This is a genomic window from Streptomyces lancefieldiae (assembly GCF_031845825.1).
Classification (GTDB): domain Bacteria; phylum Actinomycetota; class Actinomycetes; order Streptomycetales; family Streptomycetaceae; genus Streptomyces; species Streptomyces lancefieldiae.
On record NZ_JAVRFH010000089.1, the window covers coordinates 1 to 14,502 of the forward strand.

At 73.2% G+C, this 14,502-nt stretch carries 13 protein-coding genes, 2 rRNA genes and 1 pseudogene; 14 read left to right on the forward strand and 2 right to left on the reverse strand.

Annotated elements, in window-relative coordinates; all coding sequences use genetic code 11:
* The 4 genes and pseudogenes from RM812_RS38470 to RM812_RS38485 form a co-directional block, all read left to right on the forward strand.
* Positions 1–105: ribosomal RNA gene (locus tag RM812_RS38470) — 23S ribosomal RNA — on the forward strand; the annotation flags it as partial.
* Between the two features lie 106 nt (positions 106–211).
* Positions 212–328 (forward strand): 5S ribosomal RNA (rrf, locus tag RM812_RS38475).
* Positions 329–455: 127 nt separating this feature from the next.
* Positions 456–1,565: pseudogene (locus RM812_RS43440) on the forward strand (hypothetical protein); the annotation flags it as partial.
* Positions 1,566–1,601: 36 nt separating this feature from the next.
* Entirely contained in the window at positions 1,602–2,363 is a 762-nt protein-coding gene (locus RM812_RS38485; protein ID WP_311585020.1) for a tetratricopeptide repeat protein, read from the forward strand.
* Between the two features lie 79 nt (positions 2,364–2,442).
* On the opposite strand, the gene RM812_RS38490 is transcribed toward RM812_RS38485, so the two are convergent.
* Positions 2,443–3,735 carry a DUF1015 domain-containing protein gene (locus tag RM812_RS38490; RefSeq protein WP_311584992.1) on the reverse strand — a complete coding sequence of 431 codons (1,293 nt, stop codon included), beginning with the start codon at positions 3,733–3,735 and terminating at the stop codon, positions 2,443–2,445.
* A gap of 72 nt (positions 3,736–3,807) precedes the next feature.
* Here RM812_RS38490 and RM812_RS38495 point away from each other — a divergent pair, with 72 nt between their 5' ends.
* From RM812_RS38495 to RM812_RS38510, 4 genes are all read left to right on the forward strand, one after another.
* Entirely contained in the window at positions 3,808–4,839 is a 1,032-nt protein-coding gene (locus RM812_RS38495; protein WP_311584996.1) for an HAD hydrolase-like protein, read from the forward strand.
* 92 nt (positions 4,840–4,931) lie between these two features.
* Complete coding sequence (locus RM812_RS38500; RefSeq protein WP_311584998.1) at positions 4,932–5,975, forward strand: FecCD family ABC transporter permease; 1,044 nt, start codon at positions 4,932–4,934, stop codon at positions 5,973–5,975.
* 5 nt (positions 5,976–5,980) lie between these two features.
* Complete coding sequence (locus tag RM812_RS38505; protein WP_311585001.1) at positions 5,981–7,018, forward strand: FecCD family ABC transporter permease; 1,038 nt, start codon at positions 5,981–5,983, stop codon at positions 7,016–7,018.
* Positions 7,015–7,917: an ABC transporter ATP-binding protein gene (locus tag RM812_RS38510; RefSeq protein WP_311585003.1), complete on the forward strand. Its 903-nt coding sequence runs from the start codon at positions 7,015–7,017 to the stop codon at positions 7,915–7,917. The genes RM812_RS38505 and RM812_RS38510 overlap by 4 nt, the downstream gene beginning before the upstream one ends.
* On the opposite strand, the gene RM812_RS38515 is transcribed toward RM812_RS38510, so the two are convergent.
* Entirely contained in the window at positions 7,901–8,248 is a 348-nt protein-coding gene (locus tag RM812_RS38515) for a sterol-binding protein (protein ID WP_311585006.1), read from the reverse strand. The two genes, RM812_RS38510 and RM812_RS38515, sit on opposite strands and share 17 nt — an antisense overlap.
* A 42-nt stretch (positions 8,249–8,290) precedes the next feature.
* Between RM812_RS38515 and RM812_RS38520 the strand changes: the two genes are divergently transcribed.
* The 6 genes from RM812_RS38520 (at position 8,291) to RM812_RS38545 (ending at position 14,381) form a co-directional block, all read left to right on the forward strand.
* Complete coding sequence (locus RM812_RS38520) at positions 8,291–8,611, forward strand: hypothetical protein (RefSeq protein ID WP_311585008.1); 321 nt, start codon at positions 8,291–8,293, stop codon at positions 8,609–8,611.
* Between the two features lie 7 nt (positions 8,612–8,618).
* Entirely contained in the window at positions 8,619–9,434 is an 816-nt protein-coding gene (locus tag RM812_RS38525) for a hemolysin (protein ID WP_311585011.1), read from the forward strand.
* Entirely contained in the window at positions 9,431–10,336 is a 906-nt protein-coding gene (locus tag RM812_RS38530) for an NAD kinase (protein ID WP_311585013.1), read from the forward strand. Before RM812_RS38525 ends, RM812_RS38530 begins: the two co-directional genes overlap by 4 nt.
* A 184-nt stretch (positions 10,337–10,520) precedes the next feature.
* Positions 10,521–12,239 carry a DNA repair protein RecN gene (recN, locus tag RM812_RS38535; protein ID WP_311585023.1) on the forward strand — a complete coding sequence of 573 codons (1,719 nt, stop codon included), beginning with the start codon at positions 10,521–10,523 and terminating at the stop codon, positions 12,237–12,239.
* Positions 12,240–12,287: 48 nt separating this feature from the next.
* Positions 12,288–13,049 (forward strand): hypothetical protein, encoded by a 762-nt coding sequence (locus tag RM812_RS38540; RefSeq protein ID WP_311585016.1) that lies wholly within the window; start codon positions 12,288–12,290, stop codon positions 13,047–13,049.
* Between the two features lie 186 nt (positions 13,050–13,235).
* A complete protein-coding gene (locus RM812_RS38545; protein ID WP_311585019.1) occupies positions 13,236–14,381 on the forward strand; it encodes a glycosyltransferase family 4 protein in 1,146 nt (381 codons plus the stop codon).
* The last annotated feature ends 121 nt before the right edge of the window (positions 14,382–14,502 follow it).

Genomic DNA, 14,502 nt, shown 5'->3' on the forward strand with positions numbered 1-14,502 from the left:
TTGATGGGGTAAGGCTCCCAGTAGACGACTGGGTTGATAGGCCGGATCTGGAAGCACCGTGAGGTGTGGAGGTGACCGGTACTAATAGGCCGAGGGCTTGTCCTCAGTTGCTCGCGTCCACTGTGTTAGTTCTGAGGCAACGAACAGTTGCCGGCTTTCGAGCTGAACAGACAATTAAAGAGTGTGCTTGTTCGCTCGAAACCATTAGGGTTTCGGTGGTCATAGCGTAGGGGAAACGCCCGGTTACATTTCGAACCCGGAAGCTAAGCCTTACAGCGCCGATGGTACTGCAGGGGGGACCCTGTGGGAGAGTAGGACGCCGCCGAACAATCTTTGGAAAGGACCCTTGGTCCCCAGCGTTCAGCTGGGGACCAAGGGTCCTTTCGTTTTTTCAGGGCGCACCGGGTACCCGGCTGCGCGAGAATGACTTGTAGTACCGAAGACAGGAGTCACCGATGCCCACCAACTCTCCCGACGACCGACCGGAGCGCGACCAGCGGCGACGGGACAGTGGTGACCGCGGGGACCGGAATGGTCAGCGCGGCGACCGTGGGGGTTTCCGTCGCGACGACGACCGCAACCGAGGCGGTTTCCGCCGTGACGACCGCCGAAGTGATGACCGTGGCGGGCAGCGTGGTGGAGAGCGTCCCTCCTTCCGTCGTGACGACCGTCGTGACGACAACCGCGGTGGCGGGTACGGGCGTCGTGACGACCGTGACCGTGGACCGCGTCGTGACGACCGTGGCGACCGTCCGTCCTTCCGCCGTGACGACCGTGGCGACCGTCCCTCGTTCCGTCGTGACGACCGTCGTGACGACAACCGCGGTGGCGGGTACGGGCGTCGTGACGACCGTGACCGCGGGCCGCGTCGTGACGACCGTGGTGACCGGGGCGACCGTCCGACCTACCGCCGCGATGACCGTGGCGGGCAGGGTGGTGGTGACCGTCCCTCCTTCCGCCGTGACGACAACCGCAGTGGCGGGTACGGGCATCGTGATGACCGTGACCGCGGGCCGCGTCGTGACGACCGGGGTGATCGTCCCTCGTTCCGCCGTGACGACCGTGGTGACCGGGGTGATCGTCCCTCGTTCCGCCGTGACGACCGTGGTGACCGGGGTGACCGTCCGTCCTTCCGCCGTGACGACCGTGGTGACCGGGGTGACCGTCCCTCGTTCCGCCGCGATGACCGTGGTGACCGGGGTGACCGTCCGTCCTTCCGCCGTGACGACCGTGGTGACCGGGGTGACCGTCCCTCGTTCCGCCGCGATGACCGTGGTGACCGGGGTGACCGTCCGTCCTTCCGCCGCGATGACCGTGGTGACCGGGGTGACCGTCCGTCCTTCCGCCGCGATGACCGCGGCGACCGCGGTGGCTTCCGTCGTGATGACAACCGTGGGGAGCGCGGCGGCTTCGGCCGGCGTGAGGACAACCGCGGTGGTGACCGGGGTGGGTACCGCGGCCGTGACGACCGTGGGGGACACGGGGCCCGGCGCGACGACCGAGGCGCGCGGCCCGGTGGGTTCCGCGGGCGGGACGACCGGCACGGTGGCGGTGGCCGTTTCCGTGAGGAGAGGGACCGGGACCGCGAGCCGATCAAGCGCCTGCCGATCCCCGAGGACGTCACGGGCGACGAGATCGACAAGGACGTACGACAGGAACTGCAGAGCCTGCCCAAGACGCTTGCCGAGGATGTCGCCAGGAACCTGGTGATGGTCGCCCGGTTGCTCGACGAGGACCCGGAGGCGGCGTACGGCTACTCCAAGGTGGCCCTGCGACTGGCGTCCCGTGTCGCCGCCGTACGGGAGGCCGGTGGGTTCGCCGCGTACGCCAACCAGAAGTACGGCGAGGCCCTGGCCGAGTTCCGGGCCGCCCGGCGGATGACCGGGTCGGTGGAGCTGTGGCCGGTCATGGCCGACTGCGAGCGCGGGCTCGGCCGACCGGAGAAGGCGCTGGACATGGCCGGCGCCCCCGAGGTGCACAAGCTGGACAAGGCCGGTCAGGTCGAGATGCGGCTCGTGGCGGCCGGCGCCCGGCGTGACATGGGTCAGCTGGACGCGGCCATCGTGACGCTGCAGAGCCCCGAGCTGGCCTCCAACTCCGTGCAGCCCTGGACCGCGCGCCTGCGGTACGCCTATGCCGACGCGCTGCTGGCCGCCGGCCGGGACCGGGAGGCGCGGGAGTGGTTCGCCAAGGCCGTGGAGTCCGACCGGGACGGCAGCACGGACGCCTCCGACCGGCTCGCCGAGCTGGACGGTGTGGAGTTCGTGGACGCCCTGGACGAGCACGAGCACGAGCACGAGAGCGACGGGGAGAGCCCCGCCGTCAAGGACGACGACGAGGACGCGGACGGCGAGAAGGACTGACGTCCGTGACATGACGACGCGGGGCGGGACCGGCACACGGTTCCGCCCCGCGTCGTCATGTCGTCCGTGTCGTCTCGTATCACCGGTCCAGCGTGCGCAGCACCAGGCCCGAGGCGGGCTTCGGGCCGAAGGACGTCGACTTGCGGGGCATCGTGACGCCCTGGCGGGCCAGGTCGCGGACGACCTCCTCGCGGACCGGGTGCATCAGTACCGCAGTACCGCCGTCGCGCTCCGCCTTCTCGACCGTGGCCGCCGTGTCGTGGATGTACGAGACGTGGGCCGCGGAGTCGTCGGGGACGTGCCAGACGTGCGCCAGGAGAGTGGCGTGCAGGACGGTGGCGTCCAGGGTGCGCCAGGCCTCGGGACGGCCGGCGGGGACCGTGCGGGCCAGCAGGTCGGGATCGGGCCGGTCGACGAGGTGGAAGGCGCCGTCGCCCGCGAGCAGGAAGGCGTTGCCGGTGTCGGCGGCCTTCGCCAGGGCGGCCATGGCCTCGGGCAGGGGCGTTTCGAGACGGCGGACGCGGAAGTGGCCCTCCAGGGCGGCCACGGCGTCGCTCACCGGGAGGTCGTGCAGCAGACGGTGGATGGCGCGGACCCTGAGCGGGTAGCGGGCCGTGTCGACCAGGAGGACGAGGCCGTGGTCCCAGGGGCTGGGGGAGGCGTGTTCCGCGCGGAGGGTGCGGTAGGTCGCCCAGCGGTGGTGGCCGTCGGCGATGAGGGCCTGGTGCCCCGCCAGCTCGGACCGGACGCGGGCCAGGTCGTCGGGGTCGGTGACCGACCACAGGCGGTGGCAGAAGCCGTCCTCCGTGGTCGTCGAGAGAAGCGGCGGCTGCTCGGCGGTGCGTTCCACGAGGGTGGTCGTGGCCGCCGTGTCACCGTCGCCGCGGTAGGTCAGGAGCAGGGGCTCCAGGTTCGCCGAGGTGGCCCGCATGAGCGCCGCCCGGTCGGCGACGACGTGCGGCATGACGTCCTCGTGCGGCAGGACGACCTGCTCCGCGGGGTCCGAGACGCGCAGGGCGCCGATGATGCCGCGTTGCAGCACGCCGTCGGCGTCGCGTTGCTCGTAGACGTACAGGCCCGGCTCCGGGTCGGCGGCCAGTACGCCCTCGGCCATCCAGCGCCGCAGGGTGCGGGCGGCCTGGTCGTTGCGCGCCTCGGGGGTGGCGGCCTGGGGCAGGATCAGGCGGACGATGTTGTGCGGGTCGGCCGACTCCAGGTGGAGCAGGCCGTCGGGGCGGACCACGACGTCGTACGGCGGGGACGTCACGGCCGCCAGGCTGCCGACCCGGTCGGGGTCGTAGCGGAGGCCTCGGAACGGGGTGAGTTCCAGGCCCCGGCGCGCCGTTGCTTCCGGGTGACCTGCAGTGTTCATTCCGGCATCGTACGTGTGTCAGTGGCATGGGGGATGATCGGGGAAAAGGTGTCGAACGAGGAGCGATGAGCGATGAGCCGGAGCGTCAGGACGAGTCCCGAGAGCAGTGGGCGGGGCCTGAGCGAGGCGTACGACACGGCGCTGCTCGACCTGGACGGGGTGGTGTACGCCGGGGGGAACGCGATCGCTCACGCGGTCGAGTCGCTCGCCACGGCCCGCGCGGGCGGCATGCACCTGGCGTACGTCACGAACAACGCGCTCCGGACTCCCCAGGCGGTGGCCGAGCACCTGACCGAGCTGGGCATACCGACGGCGGCCGGCGACGTCATCACCTCGGCGCAGGCGGTGGCCCGGCTGATCGCCGAGCAGGTGCCGTCGGGCGCGCGGGTGCTGGTGATCGGCGGTGACGGGCTGCGGGTGGCGCTGCGCGAGCGCGGTCTGGAGCCCGTGGAGTCGGCCGAGGACGATCCGGCGGCCGTGGTCCAGGGATTCGGAGGGCCCGAGCTGCCCTGGGGGCGGTTCGCGGAGGCCTGTTACGCCATCGCGCGCGGAGTTCCGTGGTTCGCCTCCAACACGGACCTGACGATACCCGGCGCGCGCGGCATCGCGCCGGGCAACGGCGCGGCGGTGGAGGTCGTGCGGATCGCCACCGGCGCCGATCCGCAGGTCGCGGGGAAGCCGCTGCCTCCCATGCACCGGGAGACGATCCTGCGGACCGGGGCCCAGCGGCCGCTGGTGGTGGGGGACCGGCTGGACACGGACATCGAGGGCGCGTTCAACGGGGAGGTCGACTCGCTGCTCGTCCTGACCGGTGTGACCGACGGGGCGCAGTTGCTGGCGGCGCCGCCGCGGCACCGGCCGACGTATGTCGACGCCGATCTGCGCGGGCTGCTCACCGGACAGCCGGAAGTCTCCGCCGACGGGGACGGTGGGTTCCGTTGCGGCGGCTGGACGGCGACGGCCGGTGCGGACCGGCTGGAGCTGGCGGGCGACGGCGCGGCGCTGGACGGACTGCGCGCGCTGTGCGCGGCGGCCTGGACGGCGGGCGGGGAGGCGGGGTGCGAGCTGGATTCGGGGAAGGCGTTGGCGCGGCTGGGATGGTGACTCGCCGCGCGGGGAAGGAGCCCGCGCGAGGGCGCGGTGCGGCGGCGACACTGGAATCGTGATCGATTGACAGGTTAGGTTAACCTAACTGCGTGTTGGTCGAGAGTCCCCCCGAACAGCGCGCGGAGACCGCCCCCGCGCCCCCGAAACGCCGTGCGATACGTGCCGTCGGGCTGCCCGTGTCCGCCGCGGTCCTGGTGCTCATCACGCTGGCGAGCATCGCGATCGGAGCGAAGGACCTGTCTCTGGCGCAGGTCTGGCACGGCTTGTTCCACGACTCCGGCACCTACGGCGACGTCGTGGTCGGCGAGCGGCTGTCGCGGACCGTGCTCGGTCTGTTGGCCGGCGCCGCGCTCGGGCTCTCCGGAGCCGTGCTCCAGGCGCTCACCCGCAACCCGCTGGCCGACCCCGGGCTGCTCGGCATCAACGCGGGTGCCTCCGCGGCGGTCGTCACGGCCATCACCTTCTTCGGCGTCACCTCGCTGACCGGGTACGTCTGGTTCGCCTTCGCCGGTGCGGCGGGCGTCGGCGCGCTGGTCTGGTTCCTGGGCGGCAGCCGGGGGGCCACGCCGGTGCGGCTGGTGCTGGCCGGCACCGCGATCAGCGCCGCGCTCTTCGGCTACCTCCAGGCCGTGATGATCATGGATGACGCGGCGCTGGGCAGGATGCGCTTCTGGACCGTCGGCTCGCTGTCCTCGGCGACGAACGACACCATCCAGGAAGTGCTGCCGTTCTTCGTGGCGGGCACGGTTCTCGCCCTGGCGCTCGCCCGGCCGCTCAACGCCATGGAGATGGGCGACGACACCGCCAGAGCCCTCGGCGCCAACCTGAACCGCACCCGGGCGCTGGCCATGCTGGCCGCGACCGTGCTGTGCGGGGCGGCGACCGCCGCCTGCGGGCCGATCGTGTTCGTCGGGCTGATGGTCCCGCACATCGTCCGCTCCTTCACCGGCCCCGACCTGCGCTGGATCCTGCCGTACGCGGCGATCCTGTCGCCCGTGCTGCTGCTCGGCGCGGACGTCCTCGGCCGGATCGTCGCTCGGCCCGCGGAGCTTCAGGTCGGCATCGTCACCGCCGTTCTCGGCGGGCCGGTCTTCATCCATCTCGTACGACGGCGGAGGACGGCCCAGCTGTGAAGCCCGTGAAGACCAATCGCGCCGTGCGGAGCCCGGGCGGCCTGTCGGTCCGCCTCGACGTCCGGTCCGTCGTCGTCGTTGCCCTGCTGCTGGTCGTCGCGCTCGCCGCGAGTGTCGTGCTGATCGGCACCGGCGACTTCGACATACCGGCCGCCGACGTGCTCAGGACCCTGGTCGGCGAGGGCGACGCCGGCCAGGAGTTCATCGTCAACGAACTGCGGCTGCCGCGGGTCCTGGTCGGCCTGCTGGTCGGCGCCGCGCTCGGGCTGGGCGGTGCGCTGTTCCAGGCCGTCTCGCGCAACCCGCTGGGCAGTCCGGACGTGCTCGGTCTCGGACAGGGCGCGACGGCCGGTGCCCTCACGATGATCGTCCTGTTCTCCGGCAGCTCGGCCCAGGTCACCGTCGGCGCGCTCGTGGGCGGCCTGGTGACCGGCTTCGCCATCTATCTGCTCGCCTGGAAGCGGGGTGTGCACGGTTACCGGCTGGTCCTGGTCGGTATCGGCATGTCCGCGATCGTCACGGCGGTCAACGGCTATCTGCTCACCCGGGCCGACATCGTCGACGCCTCCCGCGCCGTCGTCTGGATGACCGGCTCCCTCAACGGCCGCGACTGGGCCCAGGTCTGGCCCCTGCTCGTGCTGTGCGCCGTGCTCGTCCCGCTGGTTCTCACCAACGGACGGGCGCTGCGGATGATGGAGATGGGCGACGACATCTCCTATGCCCTCGGGGTGCGCGTGGAGCGGGTGCGGGCGCTGCTGATGGTGGCCGCCGTGCTGCTCACCGCCGCCGCCACCGCCGCCGCGGGGCCGGTCAGCTTCGTCGCGCTCACCGCGCCGCAGCTCGCCCGCCGCCTGACCCGTTCGCCGGGCCCCAACCTGGTGCCGTCGCTGTGCATGGGTGCCGCGCTGCTGGTCACCGCCGACCTGATCTCGCAGCGGGCCTTCGGCGCCGACCAGCTGCCCGTGGGTGTGGTGACCGGCGTGCTCGGCGGCGTCTACCTGCTGTGGCTGCTGGTCACCGAGCGCAAGGCGGGCCGGGTATGAGCGCGGGAGTCGGTACCCGCAGCGGGCTGAACAACCAAAGGAGCAACGTGAACCGCCTGACCGCCGAGAACGTCACCCTCGCGTACGACCAGCGGGTCATCGCGGAGAAGCTGTCGGTGGAGATACCCGACAACTCCTTCACCGTGATCGTCGGCCCGAACGCGTGCGGCAAGTCCACCCTGCTGCGGGCCCTGTCGCGGATGCTCAAGCCCACCCGGGGCCGGGTGCTGCTCGACGGGTCCGTCATCCAGTCGATGCCCGCCAAGCAGGTGGCGCGGACCCTCGGCCTGCTGCCGCAGTCGTCCATCGCGCCCGACGGGATCACCGTCGGCGACCTCGTCGGCCGGGGCCGCTACCCGCACCAGGGCATCCTGCGGCAGTGGTCGACCGAGGACGAGCGGGTCGTCCAGGAGTCGATGGCCCGGACCGGCATCTCGGAGCTGGCCGACCGCTACGTCGACGAGCTCTCCGGCGGACAGCGTCAGCGCGTGTGGATCGCCATGGCGCTCGCCCAGCAGACCCCGCTGCTGCTGCTCGACGAGCCGACGACGTACCTGGACATCCAGCACCAGATCGACGTCCTCGACCTGTGCGCGGAGCTCCACGAGGAGCAGGGCCGCACGCTCGTGGCCGTCCTGCACGACCTCAACCACGCCGCCCGCTACGCCACCCACCTCATCGCCCTGCGCGGCGGGGAGGTCATCGCCGAGGGCGCGCCGAAGGACATCGTCACGGCCGACCTGGTCGAGCGGGTCTTCGGGCTGCGCTGCCAGGTCATCGACGACCCGGAGACGGGTACGCCGCTGGTGGTGCCGGCCGCGCGCAAGGCACGGAGCGCGGGCGGCGTGAAGCAGCCGGCGAGGGTGGCGGAGAAGGCGGCGGCTACAGAAGCCTCCTGAGCCGGAACAGGTCGCGCAGGCCCGCCTCCAGCCTCACCCGCCCGGAACCCCAGGCCTTGGCGAAGTTCAGCTCGCCGGCGACCAGTGCCACCAGGTCGTCGCCGGTCATCGCCAGCCTGATCTCGGCCTTCTCGCGCGGTGGCCCCTCAAGGGTCTCGCGTACGTCGATCCGGCCGTCCGCCATGCGTCCGGCGAAGGTGACGTCCAGGTCGGTGATGTGGCAGCTCACCGAGCGGTCCAGCTCGGTGGCCGACCGCACGTCCCCTTCGGCGCTGCGCAGGTTGTCCGAGAGCTTGTCGAGTGCGGCGCGGCACTCCTCAGTCGTGGCCATCGGGACCGACCGTACCCCAGCGGTTCGCGGTAGCGTCGGGGCATGAGCGACGCAGTACCGGAGCCGGAGGCCCAGGAGGCGCAGACCGGGTCCGAGCCCCAGGAGGCCGACGCGGCCGACGCGGCGGCGGCGCCCGGGTACGAGCCCGCCGCTCCCGCCCCGCTGAACGTTCCCCGGGCCCCGACCGGGAACGCCGAGGTGGACGCCCGGCTGGCGCGGCTGGCCGACGCGGACCACCTGGCGACGGACGGACATGTCGAGGTGTACGAGGATGTACACAGGGGGCTGCGCGACGCGCTCACCGCGCTCGACGCCCGCCCGGGACCTCCGGCGCCCCCCGCCTCGTACGCACAAGGGAGCTGAACCGAACGTGGCAGGAGTCGCACGCCGCCGTCTCGACGCGGAGCTGGTCCGCCGCAAGCTGGCGCGCTCGCGCGAGCACGCCAGCCAGCTGATCGCCGCCGGGCGGGTGAGCGTCGGCAAGACCGTCGCGACCAAGCCCGCCACGCAGGTGGAGACCGCTGCCGCGATCGTGGTGACCGCCGACGACAGCGACCCCGACTACGTCTCCCGCGGCGGCCACAAGCTGGCCGGCGCCCTGGCGGCCTTCGTACCGCTCGGCCTCGTCGTCGAGGGGCGGCGGGCACTGGACGCCGGCGCGTCCACCGGAGGCTTCACCGACGTCCTGCTGCGCTCGGGCGCCGCGCACGTCGTCGCCGTGGACGTCGGATACGGACAACTCGCCTGGTCCCTCCAGAAGGATGAACGCGTCACCGTCAAGGACCGTACGAACGTACGTGAGTTGACGCTGGACGCGATCGACGGGGAGCCCGTGGACCTGGTCGTGGGGGATCTGTCCTTCATCCCGCTCGGACTGGTGCTGCCCGCCCTGGTGCGGTGCACACGGCCGGACGCCGACCTGGTGATGATGGTCAAGCCGCAGTTCGAGGTGGGGAAGGAGCGGCTGGGCAGCGGGGGAGTGGTGCGCAGTGAGCAGCTGCGGGCCGAGGCCGTGCGGGGAGTCGCCGGCAGGGCCTGGGAACTGGGGCTCGGGGTGAAGGGGGTCACCGCCAGTCCGCTGCCCGGTCCCTCCGGGAACGTCGAGTACTTTCTGTGGCTGCGGGCCGGCGCCGACGAACTGGACCCGGCCGACGTTGACCGTGCAGTGGCGGAGGGGCCGCGTTGACACAGAACCGAGCTCGAACTGTTTTCCTGCTCGCCCACACCGGGCGTCCCGCGGCCATCCGCAGCGCCGAGCTCGTGGTCAAGGGGCTGCTGCGGGCCGGCATCGGCGTGCGGGTCCTGGAGGCCGAGGCGTGCGATCTGCCGCTGCCGGACGAGGTGGAGCTGGTCGGCGAGGCCACCCCGCAGTGCCTCGACGGCTGCGAGCTGCTCATCGTGCTCGGCGGTGACGGGACGCTGCTGCGCGGCGCCGAGTTCGCCCGCGCGTCCGGGGTGCCGATGCTCGGCGTCAACCTCGGCCGGGTCGGCTTCCTCGCGGAGGCCGAGCGGGACGACCTCGACAAGGTCGTCGACCGGGTGGTGAGCCGGGCGTACGAGGTCGAGGAGCGGATGACCGTCGACGTCGTCGTGCACCGCAACGGCGACATCGTGCACACCGACTGGGCGTTGAACGAGGCCGCCGTGCAGAAGGCCGGTGCCGAGAAGCTGCTCGAGGTCGTACTGGAGATCGACGGGCGGCCGGTGACGGGGTTCGGCTGCGACGGCATCGTGCTGTCGACGCCGACCGGGTCGACGGCGTACGCCTTCTCCGCCGGCGGGCCGGTGGTGTGGCCCGAGGTGGAGGCACTGCTGATGGTGCCGATCAGCGCGCACGCGCTCTTCGCGAAGCCGCTGGTGACCTCGCCGGACTCCGTGCTCGCGGTGGAGGTGCTGCCGCACATCCCGCCGGGGGTGCTGTGGTGCGACGGGCGGCGGACGGTGGAGCTGCCGCCCGGCGCGCGGGTGGAGGTGCGGCGGGGGGCGGTGCCGGTGCGGCTGGCCCGGCTGCACCACGCGTCGTTCACGGATCGGCTGGTGGCGAAGTTCGCGCTGCCGGTCTCCGGGTGGCGGGGGGCGCCGCACTAGCGGTCTCGATGGGGTGGTTTCTCGACGCCGGTGGGCGCGTCGTGGATGGTCGCGCCACCCGGCGGAGCCGCACGTCGACACCGTTCCGCGCCCCTCAGAGGCATGCACTCCCCCCGGGTGTCACGGGCGGCCTGTGTGCGCTCCCCGGCCCGGACCTCGTAAGGTCGTGTCCGTGTTGGAGGAGATGCGGATACGGTCGCTCGGGGTCATCGACGACGCCGTTGTCGAGCTGTCGCCCGGGTTCACCGCTGTCACCGGTGAGACGGGCGCGGGCAAGACCATGGTGGTCACCAGTCTCGGGCTGCTCCTGGGCGGGCGCGCGGACGCGGCGCTGGTGCGGATCGGGGCGAAGAACGCGGTCGTCGAGGGGCGGATCAGCGTGCCCGGCGACGCCGCGGTGGCCCTGCGGGCCGAGGAGGCCGGGGCCGAGCTGGACGACGGGGCGCTGCTGATCAGCCGTACCGTTTCCGCCGAGGGGCGCTCGCGCGCGCATCTGGGCGGGCGGTCCGTGCCCGTGGGGATGCTCGCCGAGCTGGCCGATGAGCTAGTGGCCGTGCACGGGCAGACCGACCAGCAGGGGCTGCTCAAGCTGACCCGGCAGCGGCAGGCGCTGGACCGGTACGCGGGCGACGCGGTGGCCGGGCCGCTCGCGAAGTACGCCGAGGCCTACCGGCGGCTGCGGGCCGTGGCCACGGAGCTGGAGGAGATCACCACGCGCGCCCGTGAGCGCGCCCAGGAGGCCGACCTGCTGCGCTACGGCCTCGACGAGGTCTCCGCCGTCGAGCCGCGCGTCGGCGAGGACGTGGAGCTGGCTCAGGAGGCGGAACGGCTCGGCCACGCCGAGGCGCTCGCGTCGGCCGCCACGGCCGCCCACGCCGCGCTGGCGGGCAACCCGGAGGATCCCGAGGGAGTCGACGCGTCGACACTCGTCGCGGGCGCGCAGCGCGCCCTGGAGGCCGTGCGCTCGCACGACCCCGCGCTGGCCTCGCTGGCCGAGCGGATCGGAGAGGTCGGGATCCTGCTGCGCGACGTGGCCGGGGACCTCGCCGGGTACGCCGACGACCTGGACGCCGACCCGCTGCGGCTGGCGGCGGTCGAGGAGCGCCGGGCCGCGCTCACCGCGCTGACGCGGAAGTACGGCGAGGACGTCACCGCCGTCCTGGCCTGGGCCGAGCGGAGCGCCGCGCGGCTGACCGAACTGGACGGCGACGACGAGCGGATCGGCGAGCTGACCGCCGAGCGGGACGCGCTCCGGGTGGAACTGGGCGGGCTCGCGCAGGCGCTCACGGACGCGCGGACGGAGGCCGCCGAGCGCTTCGCGGCCGCGGTGACCGCCGAGCTGGCCTCGCTCGCCATGCCGCACGCGCGCGTGTCGTTCGCGATCCGGCAGACCGAGGACCCGCAGGGCGTGGAGGTCGATGGCCGTACGGTCGCGTACGGGCCGTCTGGCGCCGACGAGGTCGAGCTGCTGCTCGCCCCGCACCCCGGTGCGCCGCCGCGGCCGATCGCCAAGGGCGCGTCGGGCGGTGAGCTGTCGCGCGTGATGCTGGCCGTGGAGGTCGTTTTCGCGGGCACGGACCCCGTGCCGACGTATCTCTTCGACGAGGTCGACGCCGGTGTCGGCGGCAAGGCGGCGGTGGAGATCGGGCGGCGCCTCGCGCGGCTCGCGAAGAGCGCGCAGGTCGTCGTGGTCACCCACCTGCCGCAGGTGGCCGCGTTCGCCGACCGGCAGCTGCTGGTGGAGAAGACGAACGACGGCTCGGTGACCCGCTCCGGCGTGAAGGTGCTGGAGGGGGAGGAGCGCGTCCGGGAGCTGTCCCGGATGCTGGCCGGCCAGGAGGACTCGGAGACGGCCCGGGCGCACGCCGAGGAACTGCTCGCGACCGCTCGGGCGGACACGTAGCCGAGTGATCCCCGGGGGCGCGTGTCGCAGGTCCCGTAGGGTGGCCCGATGATCACGCGTGCCCGCCGGACCGGCTCCTCCTTCGCCCTTGCCGCCGCCCTCGCGCGGACCGGTCTGACCGCGCTGCGCACCACGGCGCCGGGCGGGCGGGAACGCTGGGAGCGGAAGAACCACGCCGGACGGACCGTGGGTCTGTACGCCGGGCCGGCGTGCGCCCTCGCTGCGGCGGTCGGCACGGCGCGGGTGCGGCCCGCCGCCGGGGTCGCCGTGCTCGTCGCCGGGGCCTGCGGGGCCTACGACGACAGGGTGGGCGCCGAAGACCCCCGACGTGGATTCCGGGCGCACCTGTCGGCGCTGCGGGGCGGTGAGGTCACCAGCGGGACGGTGAAGCTGCTCGGGATCTCCGCGGCCGGGCTCGCCGCCGGCGCGGTGCTGAGGGAACGGCCGCTGGACAAGGTGCTCGCGGGTGTCGTCATCGCCGGGGCCGCGCACTTCGTCAACCTCGTGGACGTACGCCCCGGGCGGGCCGGCGCCGTGGTCCTCGCGCTCGGGGCGCCGGGGCTGCTGCGGGAGGGGCCCGGCGCGGAGACGGCCGCCGCCGCGATGGGGGCAGCCGCGGCCGTACTGCCCGACGACCTCGGCGAGCGCACGATGCTCGGCGACACCGGGGCGCACGCGCTGGGCGCGGCCCTCGGCGTCGCGGTGGTGGCCGGGAACGGCAGGGCGGGGCTCGCCGCGCACGCCGTCGCACTTCTCGCCGCGGCGGTGTGCGGGGAGAAGGTGAGCGAGGCGGCACGTTCACTCGTGTGAGTGAATCGACTCCGTCTCGTTGCCCCGGTGGTCGCCCGCGCGCGACGGTCGTCGTTCCCGGAACACCCGTACGGCCTGGCATCCTTGACGGAGCAAGGCGCAGGAAACCGCGGGTGCACTCTCTCCGCACCATCCTTCTGTACGTTCTTCGTGACCGTCCCCCGCCGAACCAGGAGTCCCGGCCACGTGACCCCCGTGAGCAGCCACGCACCGCACGGCCAGTCGCAGCTGCGCACCGTGCAGGTGCTGGGTGGCGGCAACGCCGGCAGCAGCGCGCACGTGCGTTCCCTGGCCGCGGGGCTTGTGGCACGGGGCGTGAAAGTGACGGTGTGCGCGCCCGCCGATGCGGAGTGCACCTACGACTTCACGGGTGCCGGAGCCGACCACGTGCACGTGCCCCGCAGCAGCGATCCCGTCTCGGTGGCCGCGCTGCGGGCGGTGTGCGCGGACGCCGACCTGGTGCACGCGCACGGGCTGCACGCCTCCTTCCGCGCCGCGTTGGCCCTCGGCGGGCGCCGGGTCCGTACTCCGCTCGTCGTCACCTGGCACGACCGGGTGCACGCCGAAGGGGCGCGCGCCCAGCTGCTGCGCGTGCTGGAGCGGCGGGTGATGAAGGCGGCCACCGTGGTGCTCGGCGCCAGCTCGGAGCTGGTCGACCGTGCGAGGGGGGCGGGCGCGCGGGACGCCCGGCTCGGTCCCGTCGCACTCCCCGCCCGGCCGGGGCGGCCGGTCGAGCCCGAGGACCCCGACCGGCTGCGCCCCAAGGTCCGGGCCGAACTCGGCGCCATCGGCCGCCCGCTGCTGGTCGCGGTCGGCTCCCTGGAGCGGCACCGGGGCTACGACGTCCTGCTCGACGCGGCGCGCGCCTGGTGCCGCCTCGACCCCGTGCCGCTGGCCGTCGTCGCCGGAGAGGGCCCGCTGCGCGGCCAGTTGCAGCGTCGGATCGAGGAGGAGGGGCTGCCGGTGGTGCTCCTCGGTCGCCGCGACGACGTCACCGACCTGCTGGCGGCGGCCGACCTCGCGTTGCTGCCGAGCCGCCGGGAGGCGCGCTCCCTGCTCGCCCAGGAGGCCCTTCACGCGCGCGTGCCGCTCGTCGCGAGCGATGTGGGCGGCATCCCCGAACTCGTCGGCGATGCCGCCGAACTCGTCCCGCCCGGGGACGCGGCAGCGCTAGCCGACGCCGTCGTCCGGCTGCTCGACGACCCCGGGCGGCGGGAGGCGCTGCGTGACAAGGGGGTACGGCAGGCGGCCACCTGGCCGACCGAGGACGAGACCGTCGCCCAGGTCCTCAGTGTCTACGACGAGTTGACGCAGCCCACGCCACTGCTCTAGTGCCGCAACAGGCAACGTTCGCCCCGTCGCGACGCCCGGCACGCACTCTCGCCGCACCGGCCGAAAGCCCGAGTACGTCCAGTACGAGGGCTTCCGGCCGGCACGCCGAGAGCACGCACCG